This window comes from Psychrobacter sp. ANT206 (assembly GCF_056880555.1).
Genome location: NZ_CP096271.1, coordinates 2,147,002 through 2,171,584 on the forward strand (window position 1 = coordinate 2,147,002; position 24,583 = coordinate 2,171,584).

The 24,583-nt window shown below is 42.8% G+C and carries 21 protein-coding genes and 1 pseudogene; 4 read left to right on the forward strand and 18 right to left on the reverse strand.

Features of this window, described 5'->3' with window-relative positions; translation table 11 throughout:
* Positions 1 to 4: 4 nt before the first annotated feature.
* From M0221_RS08855 to M0221_RS08875, 5 genes are all read right to left on the reverse strand, one after another.
* Positions 5 to 943 (reverse strand): response regulator, encoded by a 939-nt coding sequence (locus M0221_RS08855; RefSeq protein WP_181211017.1) that lies wholly within the window; start codon positions 941 to 943, stop codon positions 5 to 7.
* Positions 944 to 976: 33 nt separating this feature from the next.
* A complete protein-coding gene (locus M0221_RS08860) occupies positions 977 to 3,334 on the reverse strand; it encodes an ATP-binding protein (RefSeq protein ID WP_483283590.1) in 2,358 nt (785 codons plus the stop codon).
* A 437-nt stretch (positions 3,335 to 3,771) separates the two neighbouring features.
* Positions 3,772 to 3,867, reverse strand: coding sequence for a transposase (locus M0221_RS08865; protein WP_483284776.1), 96 nt, complete (start codon positions 3,865 to 3,867; stop codon positions 3,772 to 3,774).
* Positions 3,868 to 4,229: 362 nt separating this feature from the next.
* Positions 4,230 to 5,552 (reverse strand): MFS transporter, encoded by a 1,323-nt coding sequence (locus tag M0221_RS08870; RefSeq protein ID WP_483283591.1) that lies wholly within the window; start codon positions 5,550 to 5,552, stop codon positions 4,230 to 4,232.
* Between the two features lie 39 nt (positions 5,553 to 5,591).
* Positions 5,592 to 5,870, reverse strand: coding sequence for a metal-sensing transcriptional repressor (locus M0221_RS08875; protein ID WP_011514090.1), 279 nt, complete (start codon positions 5,868 to 5,870; stop codon positions 5,592 to 5,594).
* A 406-nt stretch (positions 5,871 to 6,276) separates the two neighbouring features.
* On the opposite strand from M0221_RS08875, the gene M0221_RS08880 reads away from it, so the two are divergent.
* Both M0221_RS08880 and M0221_RS08885 read left to right on the forward strand, forming a co-directional pair.
* Complete coding sequence (locus M0221_RS08880) at positions 6,277 to 7,017, forward strand: HupE/UreJ family protein (protein WP_483283592.1); 741 nt, start codon at positions 6,277 to 6,279, stop codon at positions 7,015 to 7,017.
* A 169-nt stretch (positions 7,018 to 7,186) separates the two neighbouring features.
* Positions 7,187 to 7,672: a transmembrane anchor protein gene (locus M0221_RS08885; protein WP_483283593.1), complete on the forward strand. Its 486-nt coding sequence runs from the start codon at positions 7,187 to 7,189 to the stop codon at positions 7,670 to 7,672.
* Positions 7,673 to 7,895: 223 nt separating this feature from the next.
* Here the strand turns inward: M0221_RS08885 and M0221_RS08890 are convergent, their stop codons facing one another.
* Together M0221_RS08890 and M0221_RS08895 are read right to left on the reverse strand one after the other, a co-directional pair.
* Positions 7,896 to 8,285 (reverse strand): DUF6122 family protein, encoded by a 390-nt coding sequence (locus tag M0221_RS08890; protein WP_483283594.1) that lies wholly within the window; start codon positions 8,283 to 8,285, stop codon positions 7,896 to 7,898.
* Between the two features lie 279 nt (positions 8,286 to 8,564).
* A complete protein-coding gene (locus M0221_RS08895) occupies positions 8,565 to 8,753 on the reverse strand; it encodes a cell filamentation protein Fic (protein ID WP_483283595.1) in 189 nt (62 codons plus the stop codon).
* 432 nt (positions 8,754 to 9,185) lie between these two features.
* Here M0221_RS08895 and M0221_RS08900 point away from each other — a divergent pair, with 432 nt between their 5' ends.
* Positions 9,186 to 10,052 (forward strand): hypothetical protein, encoded by an 867-nt coding sequence (locus M0221_RS08900; protein ID WP_483283596.1) that lies wholly within the window; start codon positions 9,186 to 9,188, stop codon positions 10,050 to 10,052.
* Between the two features lie 85 nt (positions 10,053 to 10,137).
* On the opposite strand, the pseudogene ampC reads toward M0221_RS08900, so the two are convergent.
* The 11 genes and pseudogenes from ampC to M0221_RS08955 all read right to left on the reverse strand — a co-directional run bounded on the left by ampC (position 10,138) and on the right by M0221_RS08955 (position 23,531).
* A pseudogene (ampC, locus tag M0221_RS08905) lies at positions 10,138 to 11,328 on the reverse strand (class C beta-lactamase).
* 230 nt (positions 11,329 to 11,558) lie between these two features.
* On the reverse strand, positions 11,559 to 11,843 hold the full coding sequence (gene tatA, locus M0221_RS08910; RefSeq protein WP_483283597.1) for a Sec-independent protein translocase subunit TatA: 285 nt from the start codon (positions 11,841 to 11,843) through the stop codon (positions 11,559 to 11,561).
* Between the two features lie 80 nt (positions 11,844 to 11,923).
* Positions 11,924 to 14,593, reverse strand: a complete 2,670-nt coding sequence (locus M0221_RS08915; protein ID WP_483283598.1) for a copper-transporting P-type ATPase — start codon at positions 14,591 to 14,593, stop codon at positions 11,924 to 11,926.
* A 348-nt stretch (positions 14,594 to 14,941) separates the two neighbouring features.
* Positions 14,942 to 15,100, reverse strand: a complete 159-nt coding sequence (locus M0221_RS08920) for a hypothetical protein (protein WP_156772648.1) — start codon at positions 15,098 to 15,100, stop codon at positions 14,942 to 14,944.
* A gap of 152 nt (positions 15,101 to 15,252) precedes the next feature.
* Positions 15,253 to 16,002, reverse strand: a complete 750-nt coding sequence (locus tag M0221_RS08925) for an MBL fold metallo-hydrolase (RefSeq protein ID WP_133104391.1) — start codon at positions 16,000 to 16,002, stop codon at positions 15,253 to 15,255.
* 461 nt (positions 16,003 to 16,463) lie between these two features.
* A complete protein-coding gene (locus tag M0221_RS08930) occupies positions 16,464 to 17,108 on the reverse strand; it encodes a c-type cytochrome (protein WP_263241807.1) in 645 nt (214 codons plus the stop codon).
* 49 nt (positions 17,109 to 17,157) lie between these two features.
* A complete protein-coding gene (locus M0221_RS08935) occupies positions 17,158 to 18,774 on the reverse strand; it encodes a flavin monoamine oxidase family protein (RefSeq protein ID WP_263241805.1) in 1,617 nt (538 codons plus the stop codon).
* A gap of 89 nt (positions 18,775 to 18,863) precedes the next feature.
* Positions 18,864 to 20,222 carry a c-type cytochrome gene (locus M0221_RS08940; RefSeq protein ID WP_483283599.1) on the reverse strand — a complete coding sequence of 453 codons (1,359 nt, stop codon included), beginning with the start codon at positions 20,220 to 20,222 and terminating at the stop codon, positions 18,864 to 18,866.
* Between the two features lie 89 nt (positions 20,223 to 20,311).
* A complete protein-coding gene (locus M0221_RS08945; RefSeq protein WP_483283600.1) occupies positions 20,312 to 20,926 on the reverse strand; it encodes a YceI family protein in 615 nt (204 codons plus the stop codon).
* Positions 20,927 to 21,175: 249 nt separating this feature from the next.
* On the reverse strand, positions 21,176 to 22,372 hold the full coding sequence (gene benE / locus M0221_RS08950) for a benzoate/H(+) symporter BenE (RefSeq protein ID WP_483283601.1): 1,197 nt from the start codon (positions 22,370 to 22,372) through the stop codon (positions 21,176 to 21,178).
* Positions 22,373 to 22,550: 178 nt separating this feature from the next.
* Positions 22,551 to 23,531, reverse strand: a complete 981-nt coding sequence (locus M0221_RS08955; protein WP_483283602.1) for a YhdH/YhfP family quinone oxidoreductase — start codon at positions 23,529 to 23,531, stop codon at positions 22,551 to 22,553.
* Positions 23,532 to 23,794: 263 nt separating this feature from the next.
* Between M0221_RS08955 and M0221_RS08960 the strand changes: the two genes are divergently transcribed.
* Entirely contained in the window at positions 23,795 to 24,565 is a 771-nt protein-coding gene (locus tag M0221_RS08960; RefSeq protein WP_483283603.1) for an IclR family transcriptional regulator, read from the forward strand.
* Positions 24,566 to 24,583 lie beyond the last annotated feature (18 nt).

Here is a 24,583-nt window from a genome sequence, read left to right on the forward strand (position 1 = left end):
TATTCTATCTAATAATGCGCCAACCTCTGAACTTAGCAAAGAAACCCTTAAGTCTTTCAGAAAAATTCAAAGCCTCCGATTCTGTCACTTCTTCGACATGATGGCGAGCCGCCAGTATCGGTTGTTCTACCAATCTTTCGTGATGATCAAAAGCGCGATCAAGACTGATACTCATGATAGAGAAGTTGGTCGGCCGTGGTAGACAGCGATATACTTGACCTTTATTAATTAAATCAATGACCATATGGGCGTCTTTGAATTCAGTCAGCATCAGAACCATCAAATCTGGCTGGATGTTTTTTAAGGCATAAACAATGGGGGTAATATTTTCTTTATTGAGTGTCGAATCCGTAATAGTGACGCCAAAGCGTTTTTTTTGTAATAACTTTGCTGCCTGTTCAAGGTTACTAGCCCAGCTCACACTATAAGCGCTCTTAACATGACTTTTTATTTGCTGATAGACGCTCTCGTCGTCATCTAATACCAGTATATTGCGATTGCTAACAGTGCCACTATCAGCATGGTTTTGAGTCGCATTCTTTTCCATAGAATTTTGCGTGATTTCTTGGGTTTTCTGAGCAATTTCTGTGGCTTTATTAACGATTTTTTTAAGTTCATCATTTTGCCATGGCTTAGTGATATAGCGATAAATTTCGCCCTCATTCACAGAATCCATCACGGCATTTAGATCCGCATAACCGGTTAGCAAGATACGAATAGTATTTGGCGAAGCCGCTTTGATGTCACTCAATACTTCCGTACCTTGCTTATCTGGCATGCGTTGGTCGCTGATGACCACCTGCACCTCATTCTGGCTGACATACTCCATCAGCTCAGTAGCATCGGTAGTAATAAATACGTCATGTGACTGGCGAAAATGCATTTTTAAGCTGCGCAGGATACGCGGCTCGTCATCGATAAAAGCGATTTTTGGTTTTTGCATGACGCTCTCTTTAAATAAGTGATGGGAAGTCTCTTAACTTTCAAATAAGGCTTGTGAAGGTTTAGGTTCATGAGCGCTAGACTGTATCGGCAGGTTGATGGTAAAGGTCGTGCCCGCGCCAACGATTGAACTAACCTCGATATATCCACCATGTTGCTCGATGATTTGTGCCGTAATGGCCAACCCTAGCCCTGTGCCATCGCCTGCTTTTTTGGTAGTAAAAAACGGCTCAAAAATCTTCGCCAGCGTATTTTCTTGGATACCGACACCATTGTCTTTGACACTCACGATAATGTGCTGCTGCGCCTTATCGATAGACGAGCTGACTTGCAATGTCCCTTTATAATCAATCGGTATAGCTTGGGCGGCATTATTAAATAGGTTCAATAATACTTGGTTGATTTGTGAAGGATTGCATTGAATCGGTGGCAGCTCGACTAGATTGGTTTTGACGTCTAGAGTTTTTAAATTATTGCGCGCCATAATCAATGAGGTATTGATGCAATCATTGATATCGACATCCTTTACCTTAGATTCATCAATTCGAGAAAAGTCGCGTAAGCTGACTACCAGCTCGGCAATCTGATCAACGCCATAAAGTCCATCTTTAATCAAATCGGCCAAATCTTCACTGACCTCATCTTCTTTAATTTCCTCACAGCATTGTAAGGTTTGCTCTATCAGTTGCTCGACTTGTTCTTGATTGATAGTTGGCGCTTTTAAGACCTGCAATAATTGATCAGTATGTTGTAGCAACTCATCAAAACGCATGAGATTATCGCCAACCAATTCCATGTTACTTCGCACGTAGCCGAGTGGCGTGTTGACCTCATGCGCCACCCCTGCCACCATTTGGCCAAGCGTAGCCATTTTTTCAGAACGCACCAGATGTACTTGCGAGGCTTTTAATTCATCCATGGCTTGCTGTAAGTCTTGCGTGCGTGCAGCAACTTGTTTTTCTAGATGAACATTGATTTCAGCAAGTGCACCTTCATTCTCGACAACACGATCAATCAGTTGATTGGTCTGCTCACTGATGATTTGAATCTCGCTGACATTGGAATAAGGCAGTTTATGCGCGCTTAATTGTTGATATTTTTTTTGTTCAATTAACACCCCCATGTCAGCCACTGACTGTGCCATGTGCTTTAGCGGCCGCGTAAAGTAGCGACGAAATACCCATGCAGTCAACAACAAGATAGGAATGAAGCCCAACAGCATGGCTTGAATCAGTTTATTAGACAGGGCATTTGCCACGCTCATCAGGTCATTATCAGGCTTGACGATGACCATCTTCCAATACGTAAACGGCATGCGAAACACGAAGGCGGTGGCGGGCTGCTGCAACACAAAATCATTGGGCACAGCGATGGTATCGACCAAATGACTGTCTACCAAATTAAACGTTTGATCGATATTTAACAGCAATAATGCTGAGAGTAATTTGGACTCTTGCTCGCTGATTTTATTCAGATTGGTCGTACTTAGAATACTACGAGCAGCGAGCGTATAGCGGCTTTCATCTTTGGCTACTGCCTCATCTATCAGTGTCTGATTAATACTATCTAGACTGTCCGCAATAGGGGCAAAGCTTGAATGTTTCTCGGCCAATTGATGCGCGGTTACCATTTCTCCTTGGGGATTATCTTCAGTCGCTTGCGTGACCATAGATTGATCAGGAAAGGTCAAAAACCGATTATCCAAGTCTACCAAAAAGACATAACCACCCAGCTTATCTTGCCACTTTTTCATGGCCTCATCGAGGTTATCCAAGAGCAGATTAAAACTCACTACCCCATCAAAAGCCTGATTGCGACTGTCATACAATGCCTTGGCACACGTCATCATCGGCTGATTGCTTTGCAGATCAACATATGCACGGCTCCAGACACAGTGGTCATGACGTGCATACATCGCAGGAATGTACCACCAATCACGATAATAGGGACTCGGCGTTTGGCGCACTTGATTATACTGCTCTAACGGCTGCATGTTGCCTGCGTCATCCCGCGCCCATACAAAGGACTGGCGCTCTCGGTTTTGAGCGTACATATTTGGATCAAACCACACGCCACCACCCACAATCCGTTGATCGGTCTGTTGCATGAGATTACCAAAGGTTTCTTTATAAAGAACGTCTTGTTTTGGCAAGCCGCCCGCCATCGCACTGGTTGCCTTTGCCAGTCCGTCAACGTGGCTGATATTCGCCATAATGCTATTGATGGCTTCGTTGCCTGTTTCAACCACTGTCTCTGAGGTCATCTCCAGTATGCGAGGCTTAGCTTGGGTTTCGATGACCCAGTACACCAGCAAAATAATGAGTAAAAAAGCTAATGTTAAAATAATCAGTATACGGGTGGAGATACTACCAAACCGATCAACAACCTTCATAAACACACCTGATATCTATGCGCTAACTGTTATCAACAAATCAGTGAATGACTAAAGATATGAGTGATACGCAACCGCTATTTATAGTGAGCTCAAGAATACGATGCCGTTATGACAATACGATGACAATAATCGTGTTTTACCGTATGGTAGCTATTGTCTGTCTATGCGCAGCAGCTATATGATCTCTTCATTATTTATTTTTGCGACTTTTTTAGCATAAACGACATTCCTCTTATTGCGAGCCTACGTCAGGCTTGGCAATGCCATTATTGCTTTAGATAAGGAAAAAAGTATAGCTAAAGAGACAGTCCTTATTATGGGACAGCCCACTCAAATTGGACCATGGAGAAGAGAAGTGACTATAGTCAGTTTAATATAAAATCGATACAGCCCATGTCATGAAATAGTTTAGGTAGATTCTTCTCTATCCATCCTTAGCGTAGAAATTTAGCTCGTGCCCACTTCTTCTCGATAGGATTTAGATCAGGGCTATATGGTGGTAAAAAATAACAGGCGATCGCCGTGCCTATTAATTAGCTTTTGCACGTGTTTATGAAAGCTTGCGTTATTGACCTATGCTGACAATACTGTAGAAACTAACTTAGGAAATTTTAATAAGAAAGCTTAATGATGATGACCCATGCTATCGACCTCATAGCCATTAAATTCATATCCAACACTAGAATTTCGATTTCCATATAGGGAATTGAACCCAATTAAAGCACTTCAACAAGTATTACATTATTCAGTGATTTCGGTACCCTATTGAAGACTCGAGTGTTTAGCTGTAGGCTATCTATATCAGTAGTCAAAGTTATTTATGGTAGCTCAGTGTACATAGTAGTGTGCCTTTCAGTATGAAGTGCCGTTCCTTCAAGGTACAGATTTAAAGCTAACGACCAGAACTTGGCCAACGCGGATGATAGTCATCAACTACGAAAGGATGGGTATGGCGTATCCCGTTGGGTGTAGGAGATCCTGTAGCATGAACATGACCCTCTGGTAGATTGGCATGTTCGTGCTCAATCTCTGTTAAATCAATAGACGGCCAGACTCTAAACGCCGCCCATACCGCTATCGCAGCAGCACAGCCTAATACCGCAAAAGCTACGGTCATACTGTAGCGAGCACCCAACCAACCCGCTAACGGATAAAATACCAACCAACTGACATGAGACAAAGCAAACTGAGCGGCAAACAGTGCTGGGCGATCTTCTTGATGTGAGGAACGCCATAACAAGCGTCCAGAAGGGGTTTGAGCAGCAGAATAACCCAAACCTAGCACGAACCATAAGACCATGAGCGAGTTTTGTCCCATCATCACTGTTCCAGCGAACATCCCCACCACCAACAACCCCACGCCACTCAACATGACACTACGGTCTGTCAGCTTAACCAGTAAGCTTGGCAAAGCCAATGCAGCAATCATAGAACCAGCACCGAAGCTTGCCAATGCTAATGCCACTGCGCTCTGAGTGAGTCCCATGCCACCCTGAATAATCACCACTGTATTCACAAAGACCATAGACGCTGCGGCAGACACAGCAACATTGACCGCGAGTAATCCGCGCAGTCGAGGGGTGGCTAAATAGATTCGAATGCCGCGTGTGGTTCTATCATAAATGCTACGGCGCGCGGGCATAGCATGCGCGGGTAGCGTGACCGACACGACCAATATGGCAGACGCTAAAAATCCCAGTACCGTCCCCGTAAACAGATTGTGGAAGCTCATTACTGTCAGCAATGCTGCTGCTAACATGGGACTGACCAGACTTTCCATATCGTACGCGAGGCGTGAAAGCGATAAGGCTTTGGTGTAATCCTGCTCATCAGGTAGAACGTCAGGAATAGTGGCTTGAAAAGTCGGCGTGAATGCTGCTGAGGCGGCTTGCAATACAAAGATCAGCACGTAAATTTCCCAGATTTGGGAGACAAAGGGCAGTAGCAGAGCGACACCTGCTCGTATCACGTCCAGCGTTACCAGCATCGTGCGTTTGGGCAGCCGTTCGGCAAAGGCTGCTGCAATTGGTGCAATACCAACATAAGCAACCATCTTGATGGCCAATGCAGTTCCCATAACGACCCCAGCATTATTACCAGCCAAATCAAAAGCTAAAAGGCCTAGCGCTACAGTAGCTAAACCTGTGCCAATCAGAGCAATCACTTGCGCGGCAAATAAATGGCGATAAATTCGGTTTGCAAAGATACTGAGCATCCAATGTCTCCAATGCTTCTTTAGATCAGTCGATTGATCTTATAGGTAACGGGTTATCTCCTTAAACTCCTCGATAGAATTCTGCTGATCTTTGTCAACAGACCCTAACAAATCTTCAAGGCAATGATCTAAATGGTCTTGGATTAAAATTTTCTTGGCTTGGTGAATCGCATTCTCTACCGCTTGTAACTGTTGTGCTACATCAAGGCAGGTTCGACCCTCAACCAACATCTCTATCGTACTGCTTAGATGACCATTCGCTTTTTTAAGGCGTGTGATAACGGCTGGATGAGAAGCGTGTATGTGCGGTTTTTTCATAATGACAGTATCCTTCCTCTAGAGAGCGCAATTATACCCTATAAGACTTGAGTTTTTACGGTTGACATTATCCCCCCCTAGGGGATATTATCTTACTCCTTAATCGCTTAGTTTGCATTCGAAAAATTCACGATTTTACTTACTATAGTTAATCCATTTTTAAAAGGGTACAGAACTACTAGGGTTAATTATTTGCAGCCTCTGTCTGCGCAGGCACAGCAAGCAAGAAAAATTAACCCCAGTAGTACTTTATAATGTTTGTATTTCTTTTATTTAGGACCGACTATAGTCCGTGAAAAAAATGCTTAGTAACGCAAATCATAATTACTCCATTGGTTAGGATTAACTGTTCTTATCGCATTTCATCACGCAACGCATTCATTATTTTCAGACCACAGGATTCTTAATGTATAGCCATGTTTTAAATAGGCTTTCAAGCTCGCTATGGGCGACTTGGCAGACCCGTCTGTTAGTGTTCTCAGTACTTCTTATTTGTCTTCTTACTGGCAGCAATGAAGCGCTTGCTCATGCTGTAACCGCAGGGGATAAAGGATATATTCAGGAGATTTCAGGAGTCAATATTTTACCCTTTATGTACTTGGGCGCTAAGCATATGATAACGGGGTATGACCACATACTGTTTCTCTTCGGGGTCATCTTTTTTCTTTACCGCATGAAGCACATTGGTATCTATGTGAGCCTATTTGCATTAGGTCACTCCACTACGATGATTTTAGGTGTGTACTTCAACATCGGTATGAACAGTTATCTGATTGATGCCATTATTGGTCTCTCAGTTGTTTACAAAGCTTTAGATAACATTGGTGCTTTTCAGCGATGGTTCGGGTATCAACCAAACACCAAAATAGCAGTGCTTATATTTGGCCTTTTCCATGGCTTTGGGTTATCAACTAAAATTCTTGAATATGAGATGTCACCTGACGGTCTACTTCCTAACCTGCTCGCATTTAACGTGGGTGTGGAAATTGGGCAACTACTGGCTCTAGCGATCATATTGATTGGTATGAGCTACTGGCGACGCACGTCAAGTTTCATCCGTAACGCCTATACCGCCAACGTTGCCATGATGAGCGCAGGATTTATTTTAGTGGGCATGCAGCTCACTGGCTATTTAATGTCTCAATAATCTAAGGATTTCTAATATGTATAACAGTGATACCCCCTTGCAGGCTGAACTTCCCTCTTCAAAGCAGCTTATGAAATCTACTGTTCTGGCTGTAATTGCAGCCATAGTTCTTTTATTTACGGTGGTTCTCCCAGCTGAATATGGTATTGATCCAACTGGGGTTGGTAAAATGCTTCGTTTGACAGAAATGGGACAGGTTAAGCAGCAATTAGCAGAAGAAGCCGCCGCCGATGCTGCTGGTTTATTAGCAACTGATACACTGGCGTCTGAAACACCAGATATTGATAATGTGGCTGAACAAGCAGTGAGTGCCACACTTTCTGATACTGCTGTCGCTAACGGACAGTGGCGCGATGAAATTCCCTTCACCTTGACGCCAGGTGAAGGGTTAGAGATTAAAATGAAAATGGATTCAGGTGACAAGACTGAATACTCTTGGGTCGTGACAGGCGGTGATGTTAACTTCGACACCCATGGTGACGCATCAGGCCAAGCGATTAGCTATGAAAAAGGTCGCGGAATTGCCGCTGATGGAGGCGTTCTAGAAGCCGCATTTACAGGTAATCATGGTTGGTTCTGGCGCAACCGAGGACAATCAGATGTTCAAGTTGTCTTGCGTACCCGTGGCGATTACAGCACTATTAAAACGATGTAAAAAAGTAGGGAGTGGTTCGTGCCGTTATTACCTGATTAGAGCCAGAGCTGTCTCACTAAGCTTAGAGTAACAAGCTAGACAAACTCAATCCTCGCATTAGACCACAAGCGGTCTAATGCGAGGACTTATTTAGGATTGGATAGCAGTGCATACATGCTAGTTCTAGGAGTTATTGAAAAGGTGGTCTATGAGAGAGGCACAAAAAGATGTAGTCACAGCCGTATCAAAACTTAGTCGCTCTGCCTAACCATGCTACCAACTCACGGGCAGGAGCCTGACTCAAACACTGCGGACAATTAATATAAGTCATCACGCAGTCATTTAAATCAGTTAGCATATGTAGTAATAATCCCAAACCAATTATTTTATAGGGTTTTGGTAGAAATAGCATAGCCGCATATGCTGCCATTGCATAGTAAGTATGCAGCGGATGAAAGTTAATACTGCAACGATCGGGCGAAAAGATAGGAGTGGCCAGCAAATGATCTAAATCAACTAGCATGGTTGCTAAAAGAATCAAATATACTCGTTTATAGTCGTCACGAAAAAATATATAGGCGATGACCAATGGCATACCAAAATGTAGAAAATAATGGATAACGGTTTGAATCATCGCTTTTTCCGATTTAAGATAGTTTGTAGTGGAAAATCAATTTCATATAAAACATAAGATATTTTTTCTTTAAAGTGCATGTGAAATATATGCATCATACACTCACTTTCTTATTATTTTACCTGTCCAAAAAATTCATAGTTAATATAGGGTATACTCCAGTGGAACCAGTTATTTCATCCTTCATACCTATTAATAGACTACTCAAAATAGACAGCTATCAGAATGCTGAACTAGCTCGTCTATTGCGTTACGCGTAATAGAACCACATGTTCTTTATTACAAAGCCACCTCGTAACTCGTACTACGCACCGAAGCCTCAGATTTTTTCAGCATCCCTTTCTGTATCAGATCATTAATATCACGCAGTGCTATGTCTACAGAACACTTGGTCATCACTGACCATTTTTTAGTAGTCAGCTTGCCATAAAAGTCTGTGAGTAAATTATTTAACATAGTGACTTGCATAGTGTACCTATGCTGGCAATACTGTAGAAACTAACTTAGGAAATTTTAATAAGAAAGCTTAATGATAATGACCCATGCTATCGACCTCATAGCCATTAAATTCATATCCAACACTAGAATTTCGATTTCCATATAGGGAATTGAACCCAATTAAAGCACTTCAACAAGTATTACATTATTCAGTGATTTCGGTACCCTATTGAAGACTCGAGTGTTTAGCTGTAGGCTAATGGTGTCAATGTTTTTATTCTCTGAAATAGCTACGGTGTATTTCGTGATATATATGCCATACATATACTATTCGTGATCGGTTCGCTGTATACGTATCAATCAAACTTTAGCATCAATGAAATCGAGCATAAAAAAGACAGTTTATACAAGGTTCATTAAGGTATATATTAATATCAATGACTCGAATTCGGGAATTAAGCCATGTTAACTTTTCATTTAAAATCATCATTTCCGATATTCAAAACGGCAATGGTTTCTACTTTATTAATTGGTACTGTCCAACTGATGATAGGTTGTGACTCACAGCCCTCATCTTCGAATAATGACGGCACTACACAAACGAATAATATAGACAAAGACATGACTAAGAATGATGAGATGCCTGTTAATCCAGCGCCTACAGATACGAGTGTTATGGATAAGACACAAACTAACGACGCAGCAGATATAGCTGATGAGCAAATCGTCAGCCCGTCAGGGTATCAGAGACTAAGCTTCGGTCAGGTTATTACCCCTGAATTGCTAAGTAGCCTAGGAATGACCAAAGCCAAGGGCGATAACGAACAGTGCTATTACGTCAGTAATCCAAAATTGAGCTATATCGATAAAGAGTACGGTGATCGTGCTGCTGTGCTATATCAAATCATAGACAACAAGGTTGCCCTGATTAGTATTCAGGATCCAAGCATACCGTTTTATAAAGACATCAACGTTGGCGATTCAGCCACAGCAGTTATGAAAGTACACAGCAACGAGCTTGACTACGAGGTCGATAAATATGCGGTTGATGGTGACTACTATAGCCTGATTGCTAATGTTAATTTCAAGGTAATAAAAGAAAGCCCACTTGGAGAATCATTAAAAGACGAAAATATTGAGCTCAATAATAAACAGGATAAGTTACCCCTACAAATTAAATATCATATCAAGGGCGGTCAAAAGCTGAGTGATTCTACAATTAAGGCGACTGAGTGGACAGCAGACAATAAAAATCTATTAAAAGGTGAGGTAGAAAGCATCGATATCGGTATACCAGAAGCGATTTATTTGGTCGAAGGCTGCTCTTAAGAAATAAATATAAAAAACCCAGCATCTAGCTGGGTTTTTTACGAAAGGCTATTTTCTATAAAGTTGCTTTGTGACTCATGCTCAATCAATGAGTTATCGCACTCTCTAAAATCGTATACGCTGCTTTGACCCTATCTGCATTGGGATAGTTTTTATTTGCCAGAATGACAATGCCTGATTTTTCGGCAGGAATATAAGCGATATAGCCACCAAACCCATTAGTAGCGCCTGTTTTGTTGACCCAGACGTTGTTTAAAACAGCTGTTGGATGATTGTCTGTTTTCATGGATTGAGGCTTTAGTACCACATCCATTGAGTTACCTTCGAGTAAATTATCTAGCTGAGTAGGATAAGGGTACATCTCCCATCCTAACCCTTGGGTAAAAGTGCTCGCCTGATAGTAACCCTTTCTATTATTGTCTAACGCTTGCTGAATATCTTTATCCAGCGGTACTAGCCCCATATTCGCCGCCATGAAGTGCGTCATATCTTTAATGGTAGATTTAATGCCATAGGCTTCAGCGTCTAACATGCCAGGATTGACTCGGATAGCATCGCCAGCAGCATTATAACCAAACGCATAATCCGCCATCTTGTCGCTAGGCACATTGATAAAGGTATTGGGCATATTGAGTGACGGCAGTATTTTTTCTTCCATCAACTGTGTGTAATCAGCGTCTATGCTCAATGCAGATATATAGCCAAACAATCCTATACTGGCATTGGAATACAGACGCTTTGAGTTGATAGGGAATACAGGCTGCCAAGATTTATAATAACGAAGCAACTCTTTATTGTTTTTGACGTCATCAGGTACTTATAGTGGTAGACCACCAGCTGAATAGGTTGCTAGGTTTATAAGCTTGGTGTTGCCAATGGCGCTGTTTTTTAGGTAGGGAATATATTTATCAGCGGTATCTTCTAATTTAAGTGTGCCATTTAATTCTGAATAACTGGCTAAGGTAGCAGCAAACGTTTTACTAATTGAGCCTAGCTCAAAAATAGTGTTTTCTGAGACAGGTATTTTAGCTTTCTTATCAGCCAAACCATAATGATAGAAGTGTGATTTACCATCAATAATAATACCAAAAGCCATCCCTGAAATATTATGCTCATTCATTAGTAATTTGGCTTGCTGATCAACGGCATTTTTCAGAAGATCATCACTGTCAGCTGCATGTACGGTTCCAGATAGTAATGATGCTGTCACTAAAGCGGTAAGTCCTACTTGATTTAAAAGAGTTTGAACGGATTTTTTCATTATAGGGCTTCTCATTTATTCTGATAGATGTACTGATAATTTAGTGAGCATGCAAATAGCGCTTTGCTTTCAGTTCGGGTGTACCGTTTTACATTATCTCAGAATGCTGAATCCCCGACAATCTTAGCGATTTAGTATCATGGAATAGATCTTTTAGGGTATACCTCAAAGGGATCATTGAAAACTAGCTTCTTCTATCTAAAGCCATTTTTCATAATATTTCTTACTGGAACAAAAGGCATGCTTCATACTTTGTGTTGATCATCAGTGGTAACAGGGCTAATCTTTATATCTTCAGCCTGAGTACCTACCTGCGTATTTAAATCATTACTTGCAGCGGGCGTACTATTTTCATGGCTAAGCATACGATTCTTGCGAGCATGCTCGGCTTCTTCATCTTTGACCGCTTCTTTAAAACCCTTTACCGCACCGCCTAAATCCTTGCCAGCATTTTTAAGCTTAGCAGTGCCAAATACGACAACAACCACAACCAGTAAAATCAGCCAATGTGTTATAGAAAAACTGCCCATAACGGTATCCTTATATTTTGAGATCTTGTTTAGACCAGTATGTGTATGTGTGCTTTAAAACCCTCTTCACCGTACCAAAATTACAGCTTCAAACGGCGCAACCGCAGCGCGTTACCAATAACAGATACTGACGAGAGACTCATAGCCGCCGCCGCTATCATTGGACTGAGTAAAAGCCCGAAGAACGGATACAGAACACCCGCCGCAATCGGCACCCCAAGGGCATTGTAGATAAAGGCAAAGAACAGGTTTTGTCTGATATTGCGCATCGTAGAATGGCTCAGTTTATGGGCTCTTACGATTCCCATCAGATTACCTTTCACTAACGTGATCCCAGCACTCTCCATGGCCACATCTGTTCCTGTGCCCATAGCGATGCCGACATCTGCTTGGGCAAGAGCGGGAGCATCGTTAATACCGTCACCCGCCATAGCCACAACCTTGCCACTACTTTGCAACTCTTTGATGATACGGTTTTTGTCTTCTGGAGAGACGTCAGCATGTACCTCATCAATCTTTAACTTACTAGCAACCGCTCTAGCCGTTATCTCATTATCACCTGTCAGCATGACTACCCGCAGTCCCGCTTTGTGCATCAGCGATATTGCCTCACTGGTACTCGGCTTGATCGGATCAGCGACTGATATGAGACCAGCAGCTTGCCCATCTACTGCGACAAACATGACAGTTTCACCATCTTTTCTGCGCTTGTCGGCGCGTTCTGAAAGCGTACTATCAAAACTATTGAGGCGTTGCATAAATTTTGAGTTGCCTACGGCGACTTGCTTGCCATTGACCAGCGCCTGCGCGCCTTCACCAGTAGTTGAACTAAAATCGCTTGCCTTAACCATATCGAGAGATTTTGCCTTTGCAGCCTTGACAATAGCTTCTGCCAGCGGATGTTCGCTGGCAGTCTCTACCGCTGCGACAAGTATAAGCAGCTCATCCTCGTCTAAGCCGCCAAGCGCTTCGATAGCGGTAAGCTCTGGTTTGCCTGCTGTCAGCGTTCCGGTTTTATCGACAACGATGGTATCGACTTTTTCCATGCTCTCTAACGCTTCAGCATTCTTGATAAGCACCCCATTTTGCGCACCCTTTCCGGTACCAACCATAATCGACATCGGTGTGGCGAGCCCTAACGCACAAGGGCAGGCAATGATTAATACAGCGATAGCATTGACCAGCGCAAAAGCCATTGCAGGCGCAGGTCCAAATATCGCCCAGACAATAAAGGTTATAACAGAACATATAAGGACGATTGGCACGAACCACCCTGCCACCTTATCGACCAGTTTTTGTATTGGTGCGCGGCTGCGCTGAGCTTCAGCGACCATTTTGACGATCTTGGATAATACAGTGTCATCACCAACATCGACCGCTTTGATCAGTAGTGTCCCAGTACCGTTGACTGTGCCACCGGTGACTGTATCTCCTTGTGCCTTTAAGACTGGGATGGGTTCGCCAGTCACCATTGATTCATCGATGCTACTACTACCATCAACTACTGTGCCGTCTACAGGAAGCTTTTCTCCTGGCTTGACTCGCAATCTGTCGCCGCTAATCACTTCGTCAAGTGATACTTCGGTCTCGACATCGTTCTCATCCACACGTCTTGCCGTTGGTGGTGCCAGCTCGAGTAGCGCACGGATTGCTCCTGAGGTCTGACTTCTGGCTTTGAGCTCTAACACTTGACCCAATAGCACCAAGGTCACAATGACCGCTGCCGCTTCGTAGTACACCCCTACTTGGCCAGTGGCGTCCCTGAAGCTGTCTGGAAAAACATCCGGAAGGAAGGTTGCTACCAGACTGAAACCGAAAGCTGCACCTACACCAACTGCAATCAAAGTGAACATGTTAAGGTTTCGGCTTTTTATTGATTGCCAGCCACGGACGAAGAACGGTGCGCCTCCCCATAACACCACTGGTGTTGCAAGCGCTAGCTGAATCCACTGAGCGATCTGTCCAGAGATATCACCTTGACCAAGGTTGTCAAAGCTTAGACCTACCATGTCACTCATAGCATACAGAAATAGCGGTATGGTCAACACCGTACAAATACAGAAACGGCGTGTCATATCGTCGAGCTCTGAGGTGTCCTCCTCACCAATAGTAGCCGTCTCTGGTTCAAGTGCCATTCCGCATATTGGACAGCCGCTATTCTTCACATCTCTGACTTCTGGATGCATGGGACAAATATAAACGGTACCGCTATAATCAGCTGGCACTTTGTCGTATTTGCCGCCTTTGACAGATTTTACCTTAGTACGGTCAGTATCTTTGCCATGACAATGTGAATGACTGTCTTCATCAGTAACCTCTTCTTCGGGTTTAAGGAACATACCACATATTGGGCAATCGCTTTTTTCCACATCTCGTACTTCGGGATGCATCGGGCAAATATAGACCGTACCGCTATAGTGCTCTGGTACTTTGTCGTACTTACTATCTTTAGTAGGATGAGTATCGGTATTCGACGCGCTGTGGCAGTTGGTATGGTCATCTTTCATTGCTGCCATCTCGGCAACATTATCTTCGGCAATACTGTCTTCAGGTTTAAGAGACATGTTGCATATTGGGCAGCCGCTATCTGTAACGTCTTTCACCTCTGGATGCATCGGACAAGTATAAACGGTGCCATTATAATCAGCTGGCACTTGGTTATACTCTTTGAAGGTAGTATATGTTTGATTAGTATTCTTTGAATCTTGACCATTAAGGCCATTCTTTTTATCGCTATTATTAGGATTCATCAGATAACTCCTTCACTTATATTGAGTAAAGATTGCGCTCTAACTCAATGGTTAAGAGATGCCCGTTATCATGATTACTATTTGATAAAATCTTAATTTTGATGTTAGAGACGGATGCTAGAGGAAAGGTAATATGTACCAATAGCACTTAAAATTGGGCTACTGTTAGGCTACTGAATAAAGGCGTATAGCGAAGGTCTCAGTCATCCAATAATATATTTGCACCTAATCTTAAAGAGCAATAACTCTCTATTGGATAGTTTTATCTAAAATATAGATTCAGACTCTACGAGATTGCTACTCAAACGCCATTTCCCGACGACTACACGCATCTCTTTATTACAAGCTTTAATCTGGTTTACGCAGATATTTCAGAATTGCTATTAATATCAACACAAGTATAGCAAAAAGAAGTAGCGCAAATAGTAGGCAGAGAATCATCCAGCCCCAGCCCATCCCTTGCATCATCGTTCCCTGCATCATTTCTCCATTCATTATGCCGTTCATAATAGTATTTCTCCGTAGATTATAGTATTGGCATTAATAGTAGTGTGCGCGCTAAGCATGGGAATATCAAATGCTCATTAATTACATCTCTTCAAGATCAGAGCCGATAAATTAACCATCGTTAAACGTCGACTCTTTTAAAATCAGTAACGTTATCCTTGAGGGCTCTGCATCATCTGGCGACAGTAAGTGGCTAAATTTTCTGGTAAATCCTCTGGGCAGACGCCACACTGCTGGTTGCCAGGGACAGCATAATCAATGAATTTCGGATATGATAGATTTAGGTTGCTCATGATGACCTTGAATTCTTCGAGTGTTATGTCCCCGCCAAGCCGTGGATTGCGCTTTTTTTCCTGCGCGATTGAAGAAACAAAGCGCTCCTTGTAGTCGTGCGCAGGATAGACCAGCGTGTCGTCTGGTAAAGAAAAAAGTTTCTGCCGCACAGATTTATACAGCGCATCGGCATCGCCATTCTGGAAGTCGGTCCGGCCACATCCATCGATAAGTAAAGCATCGCCAGTGAATACCCTCTCATTAAAGAGATACGCAAAATGACCATCGGTGTGTCCCGGCGTATGCAATGGGTGCAGGGTAATACCAGCAACCTGCAAAGGTGTTCCTTCCTCCAGCCCGACATCCACACATGGTAGACGGTCAAAGGCAGGCGCTGCGATCTTGCTACCGACGGCACGCTTCATCTCCAACGCTGCAGTAATGTGATCTGCGTGGATATGCGTGTCAACTGTGTAGACCAACTCCAGTCCCAATCTATGGATTTCAGCCAAGTCACGATCCATGGTCGCGATGACCGGATCAATCAGGATAGCCTGACCTGTATCCTCGTCCCCTAACAGATAGGTATAAGTGCTCGAAAGGGGTTCGTACAATTGACGAAATATCATGATTATTCCTTGTCTAAGGTAAGGGATGATGCCCAACACACTGGTTATTGCACCTATTTTTTATATATTATGTTCTAATATAGTGTATTCATAAAGCATTACTCTGTATGGTTTTTATGTGACATTAGCAGACCAAAGCTGTTGGACTCGTGGGTCTTCGATATTTGCTCTTGAGCTGGTCAATACGGCAAGCGAGTGATGCGGTATCATCAATGAATTGCTGTATTAAATAACCATAGTGTTAAGATTGGTTCTTAGGTTATTACACGCCCTTTCATAATCTTCTCTCTTTATATAACCTTCCGTAATACTAAACATCATATCTTCAGTCTCAAATACAATTCTTTTAGCTTCCTCTAGAAATAATGACTATGACATTGACAGCACGGTTCATTATCATCGAGCTGACTGATTAAACTCTCCCAAGTTAGTGCCTAAAGATTTGATATCATAAAATCAAATTATTCACTCGGATCAGAACCCGGTGGAAATTCGTGACGGAGCTGAGCAACGTTGGCAGCAGTGACTGTATCGGTAAATTTATTAAGGTCACTATGCACATATTGAGTGACCGCTGCTATTTGTTCATCATTCATCATACTTTGAAAGGATGGCATACCGCGTAAGCCATTCATCACAACACTAATAATATAGTACTTTGATTGCATCTTACTGTTATCAGCAAGCGGCGGATAGTAACCTGCCCCCTTTGCACCCTTACCATCTTGCATATGACAGCCAGCACAAGAATCATTATAGAGCTTTTTAGCATTGGTAGTAATAAACCCCTTTTTACCTTCAGAGCTACCTTCGAATTTTGCTAACCACTTTTGCAAGCTAGCATCTTCTACCATTTTCGGTAGTGAGCTGACATCGACGATATTGGCTGTTGGCGATCTAAGCGCTTCTCTAGTCATATACACTGCACCCCATGCACCATTATTGCGACTGGCTTGATTATCAAAGACCATTTGCGTGGTTTGTTGCTGGCTGGCGAAAGTGACAGCGTTGGCTTTAGTGGATTGGCTACAGCCTGATAGCGCGACTGTGCTTCCGATACCTAATATCATTACCACAGCAAGCAGGTTTGGTTTGATCATGTCCATGATTACCTCTGAATTTATTATGATTAATTTACTGTAATAATCACTTCTACTAACCAAGTTTTTTTGCCTTTTGATGTAGTCGCTGAGCGGCATCCATGCCAGATAAAATTGCCCCTTCTTGCCATGCTGGAATATGCGAGCAGTGCTCACCTGCTAGTACGATACGGTGGTCAATCGCGCATAGCGTATCGTAGTATTGATCACGGCTTGACTCGCTCCAAATGCCATAGCAACCGAGCGACCATGGAATACGGTGCCAAGCGACGGACGTTCCAGAGCGGAAGTCTTTGGTATATTGCGGATGAATATGCTTGCCATACTGTAGTGCCGCATCAATACGCTCTTTTGGATTCAGCGTATTAAATCGATAAGAGGCTTCTCCAAATCCATAGGCACCGAGTAGCACCCCTGAGCCTGTGGTAAACATATCGTGTGAAGGATAGGATATCTGTGAGATAGGCATATCGGTATAGGTGATACCGCCGTAAATCCATTCGTCTTCTTCCCAAAAGCGGCGTTTGAACTCTAAACCTACTTTATAAGAGGTGTCATAAGGTACCGCTGCCATCGCTTGCTTCATCGGCGCTGAGACGTTAATGCCAATCTGGGTCAATACTGATAGTGGAATGTTGCAGATACACCAGTCAGCACGTACAGTTTTAGTTTCGCCATCTAGATTGTTACTGATGCTATCGACATAATCGACATAATCGACAGTGACGCCAGTCTCATCTTGATGAATCTTAGTGACTTTAGCGTTGAATGTAATCATGTCTCGACATTCGCGAGTGAATGCATCACCGATTTTTCCCATACCACCGACAGGCTGAAACATCGCTGGTTGATGGTCATATGTCGTATAGTTACTATAAATATCTGACCACATCCCTGAATTTAAGAGCTTGTCCATCGGTATCGGTGTCGAAGGTTTGGCATCAGGCATCAAACCGCCACCCGGATAAACGCTATAGCCACGATGCTTGCTGGTTTCGTGGCTTTTAACATAGCGATAATTATTATCAAGGACACCCCAACCTTTTAATCCTTCTAATAACTTCTCTTTATCCTCTTTGTTAACTGTCTTATCAAGGCTACCGGTATTGACTGCTTTGGATAATAGCTCTGAGACATAGCCACGTATGTCACTTTGTACTTCACCCAATCGCTGCGGTGCACCATTGAAATGGGTGGTGCGGTGCAAATAGGCGCGGTCATTGGTTTGGATAAAAGGCTGCAGTGCCACACCGAATTTTTTACAATAATGGAATACCGCATAATGATGAACGGGCAATCGCCATGGTCCACCATTAAAGTAATTGCCTTTTTTAAAGTCACAAGTCACCTCGCCGCCACCAAGCTCGGTATATTTATCACCTGCGTTTAGTGTCCAACTGCGACCACCACCGCGATTTTGAAACTCAAGAACAGTGACTTTATAGCCGGCTTTACGTAGCTCATAAGCAGCGGTGAGTCCGCCCAATCCTGCGCCAAGGATCACAATGCTCGCACCAGCAGGCGCACCCTTTAAATTCATCTCTTGTTTAAAGCTAGATTCAGAAGCAAACCCTAACGTAGTCATCGCCTGATACATTGCTGTCGCCCCTGCGGTCTTACCGATCATTGATAGCAGTTGCCGGCGTGTGGGCGATTGAAGCATATCATTCATTTTATTATCCTTATTATAGAACCGTCATCCATGTCATCAGGTTGCATTAAGTATTTTTATAGCTGTATCGATAGTGCGGTTAATGGCACTTACTTTAAGATGCGTTTAACGTCAGCAGCACTAACATCACTACTTTGTAGACCACCAAAAGTTACCCGCACGTAATTGGTAATACTGGCAATCTGCGCATGACTTAACTCTTTCTCGAAGCCTGGCATTTTGGGTGCGGTGTTTAACGCCCCTTTAGCACCATACGCAATGACATTAATGAGTGCGTCTGGCTTAACGCGACGAATACTACTCAGTCCTACGATAGAGGCGTAACGAGCATCGGGCTGCGCGTAACCATCGACCCCATGACAGCTGCCACAGGCAGCAAGATATAGCGCTTTTGGTGAGTTTTGGTCATTATTAGAATGAGCATTCGTAGATGTTTTTGCCTGTGCCAAATAGTCTTTTTGCTCTATTAAATTATAAGCAATAGAGCTGCTGACCGGATTAGGCAGCCGTGATGTATCTATAGGTATCACGTAATCGTCTGTCTTAATGATAGGGACGACTTTTAGATAAGCCGCCATTGCAATTAAGTCGCTATCGCTTAGATAGCGTGTACTATGGGCGACGGCTTCAGCCATTGGTCCACCTGCATAAGCCCGTTTGTCGAGCATGCCAGTACGTAGATAAGTGACGATATCACTCTCGCTCCAGCGCCCAATGCCGCTGTCATTATCTGGAGTGATATTGGGCGCATACCATTTACCAAGCGGCGCACCGGATAAATACTTGTCTTTATCAAGACCTTGCGTGAGATTGCGCGGTGTGTGACAAGTACCGCAATGTTCCAAGTTATTAACCAGATATTCACCACGCTGCTGGGTTTGGGTAAGCCCTGCACGATTTTCGGTAGAAGGTACGTTAAGCACATTCCAAGCCAACATTAATGTTCGTATATTTAACGGGAATGGTAGCTTAGTGGTATTTTCAGGTGGCTCCTCTACTGGAAGTACGGTTTGAAAGTAAGCAAATAATGCACTGATATCCGCATCCGCCATACCATGATAAGAAGGATATGGCATCGCAGGATATAGCTGATGCGTAGGCGCACGACCTTTTTTCAGGGCTTTTTTAAAGTCAGTCTCAGTATAGTTACCGATACCATAACGTGTGGAGGGCGTGATATTGGTCGAGTAAATATTACCAATAGGGGTTTCAATCGCGACGCCGCCGCTATAGTCCTCGCGATGACACGCCATGCAATCAGCAGTACGGGCAATATAGGCACCGCGATTAACCAAATCACTATTGGTAGGACTGACATTAGGTAAGCTGGTAGCGGGACTGATATTGAATAGGCTCGTCGTATTAGATAAGCCTGCACTATCAGCCATGACAGCGCTGGAAGCCATACTGAGTGCAAGTGCTGATAACAGCATATAACTTGGTTTCATACTATCCTCACTAGGCTGGCAAAAACTCATTTTTAATCATTTTAGCCATGACTTTATGACACGTTTATTATTTATCGACGCTAAAAAGATTATTGTTTAGCCGCTTCAACTTTTATATTTAAAGTCAGATTTTTAGTCATACCGAACAAGACATATTTTTTGATATTCCACTGAGTACGGTCAATAGTGGCGGTAAAATTGCCTCCGCAGATATTCTTCTTATCTAGAGCGGTCAGATAGCAACTAAATTTGGTCGCCAATAAGCTAATAGGATGGGTCTGACCGTTTAAGGTTAGCTTGCCATCCACTTGTGTGACCTTTGGGTTTTCTGTGTCAGAAGTGAAATGCCATTTGGTAGATTCAAAATGAGCCAATGGAAACTGTTCCATATTAAAAAAATCAGAGCCCATCAGTTTGAGAGTGACGCTTTTGTTGCCTGTGTTTAAGGATTTTATGGGGATAATAAGAGAGATGTCGCCAGTTTTTGCGCTCGGATCATACTGGAGTATTCCCGCCACATTATAGAAGCCGCCAGTGGTGACAGAGGTTTTGAGGTGGTCAATAGCGAAACGTACGTTAGAGGTGTCAGGCTCAATTTTATAGGTGGCGGCAAAGCTACTAACCGTAAAACCTACCAGCAATAATAGTGTCCCTAATAGCTTGTAGTAATGCAATACTACTTTGTCAAATACAAGCTGGCTCATGACAACATTCCTTTGTTGTGTGATCTTACTTATGACACGATTTCTAAGCGTTTACTAGCATTGTTTTATTTAGAGGAGTTTTTAAGATTAGTGCTGTGTTTATTATTGAACCGCCTTACTATATTGATCGAAAACTCTCAGAATATGATAACCAAGCGGTTAAATGAATTGTAGCAGAGGGTTGGACTCATAATTCCCAACCATAATCACTAAGAATATCTTTCAATCAATCACCTTTTTACCAACCAGTTATACCACAACCGGCTTGCTGCTTTTTTTAGTCAATATGTAGTGAGCAATCATACCGATACAGATGCCCCAAAACACCGAACTCAATCCCAAAAACTGCATGCCAGATGCCGTGGCTAAAAAAGTAATCAGTGCCGATTCTCTTTGACTATCATCTTTCATGGCAACCGTAATATTGGCTGAGATAGCACCTATTAGCGCCAGACCAGCTAGAGCGGCGATCAGCTCTTTAGGTAATAAGCTAAACACCAGCACAATACTACTAGCAAACAATCCCCCCAATAGGTAAAAAATACCATTAGCGACACCGGCGACATAACGCTTTTCTTTGAGCTCGTGCGCATCTTTTCCTGTACATAGTGCAGCGGTGATTGCTGCTAATGTAATGGTGATACCTCCTACGCAAGCAACCGCTAGTGAGGCAATGCTAGTGGCCATGACAATAGGTTTCGCCGGCGTGTCATAGCCACTTAAATTCAAGATAGCCATGCCGGGTAAAAATTGTCCGCTTAAGCTCACGAGAATAAGAGGAATTGCAAGGTTAAACGTTGCGTGCCAGGACCATTCTGGCCAGATGAGGACGGGTATGGTCATCGTAAAATTGATATCAACAGGGTTCATCTTGCCAAGTAGCAAACTTAAGATGACGCCACATAATAATACCCAAATCATTGTATAGCGCGGTGACAAGCGCTTGGCCAATAAATAACAGCCCAACATACTAAAAATAATAAATGGCATGGTGTCAGTGGCGACGAATAACGCTAAGCCAAACTGAAATAGGATACCTGCCATCATACCGGCGGCGATACTATTAGGAATCCACTGTAAAACCTTATCAAAATAGCCAGTCGCACCGACCATAAAAATGACAATGGCTGAGATAATGTAAGCCGCAACGGCCTCATTAATACTCATCTGTGGAAATAATGTTACGAGCAGCACGGTTCCTGGAGCAGACCAAGCAGTCACTATCGGCGCTTTATATTTGATAGAAAGATAAATACCAGGTATCGCAGTGCCTATCGATATACCCCAAATCCAAGACGCCATCATGGCCTCTGACACTTGTGCTGCTTGTGCCGCTTGAAAGAAAATAACCAGGGGCCCTGCATAAGCAATGAGTACCGCTAAAAATCCAGCAACAGACGCTGAAAATGACCAGTCTTGTTTTAAACCTTGTATTATAGTTACCATCTTACATTCCTAAAAACTCTATAATTTTATCAATTGATCATCTTTAGGATAAATATGACCTCTTATACGAGTCATTACTAGTCGATAAAATTTTATCTATAGAAACTAAGAAACTCTTAATTTTAAAAAATTAAGAGTTTCTTACTACATATCATATCGACAAGAAAATAGATTTCCTTTATATTTTTACGACATACCTGCCCACTGATTTTCCTTCTAACATCGATGCGTAGGTGTCTTTGATATCTTCTAGGCCAATCTCATTAGTGATACTATCTAGAGTAGCTATTTTAAACTCACCAGCCAGTTTGTCCCATGCTGCTTGCTTCTTCTCAAGCTTACATTCAACCGAGTCGATACCTATTAGTCTGACGCCCCTTAAAATAAATGGGAATACATTGGTATTGAGTTCATGTGACGCTGTTAACCCACAGCAAGTAGCAACCCCATCATATTTTATATATTTTAGGGCATTGGCTAAAATATCACCGCCAACCGTATCGACAACCCCTGCATATCTTTCAGCCATAATGGGTTTTTTAGCATCCTCATTGAAAGTATCTCTAAGGATGACTTCTGACGCGCCAATTTGTTTGAGATAATCAATTTGTTCCTCTTTTCCTGATACGGCAACGACAGTAAAGCCAATTTTGTTTAGGATAGAAACCGCTAAAGAACCTACGCCACCAGTAGCACCAGTGACTAAAACCTCACCATCTTCTGGCTTGACACCGTTATCTAGTAATTCATTAACACTCAAAGCTGCGGTTAATCCTGCAGTACCGAAAGTCATGATTTCTTTATCAGTTATTGTGTCAGGAATACGGGCGACCCATGACGCTGGCACTTTGACAAACTCTGCATGACCGCCATCAGTATTCATACCCAAGTCGTAGCCAGTCACCAATACTTTTTCTCCGACTGCAAAGGCATCAGATGTCGTTTCGTGTACCACTCCCGCCACATCGATACCGGTGATATGCGGGAACTTTCTAGTCACACCCGGATTGCCTACGGAGCTTAAAGCATCTTTATAATTTAATGATGAATAAGTTGTCTTTATGACCACTTCATCTTTATCACCTTCTGGTACAGGAACTTCTTGTATTGCGCAAGAAAACACTCTGTCCGCTACTTTCTCTACTACAAAGGCTTTCATATTTATTCCTTATATATTCTTAGGACTACAAAACCTCAATATTTGTAACGAGAGGATTGTTCGCCTTTAATCACTTAAATTAGAAGTTAGCATGTCACCAATATATTTTTTATGCCACATTAATTTTCATATATCGATAGATAAATTATCGTTATGTAAAATAACATAATTGATTTATCATAACAAGATGTAAATGCTCAAGCCTTCTCGTTATAATTGACGTAGCTATGCGGCGTTGTGTCGCTAAGGATATGAATCAAACCATGAATAATGCTAAAAAAAAAGGCTCAAGCGTTGAGCGTGTTTTGAAGATAGTTGAAATGTTAGCCAAGTCTCAAAGACCTATGAGTGTCAGCGACCTAGCAGAAGCGTTAGACATACCGATACCAAGTATGTATCGGCTGCTAGAACAATTACAGAATCTCGGATTCGTCCAATTAGATCTGCCTGGAAAAGTAACCTGCGGAAAACGAACTTATCAGCTAGCCATAGATTTATGGCAAAACAATCATTTCAAAACTGAAAGGCTGGCAATCTTGCAACAGCTTTCGGCACAAATAGGCGAAACGGTAGGCATTGCGATTATGCAAGATTTAGACGTGGTTTACGTCGATCGCGTATTGTCTGATTGGCCCCTTCAAATATACTTACCTGCGGGTTCTCATATTCCAGTTTGGGCAAGTGCCAGTGGTAAGTTACTTCTCGCACAGCTACCTACAGATAAGTGCGAACGTATTATTGATAAAATGTCGATACATGCCTTGACCACCAACACACAGACCGATAAAAATCAGCTACTGCAGACCATCGCTAAAACGCGTGATACTCAGATAGGGATAGATAACGAAGAGTTTATTCCAGGCATGGTCGCCTGTGCGGTACTCATTCCAAATGGTGAGCAGCAAGCATTTGCCACCGTATTTACTCATGGTCCCACTGTCAAAAAGTCTTTAGAAACGTTATTAAGCCATGTACCTCTTTTACAGGAAGCTGCAAATGAGCTGTCTGTTGTTTTTAATCAAGACTCTCTATAGTCATTTGTCCAATTAGGT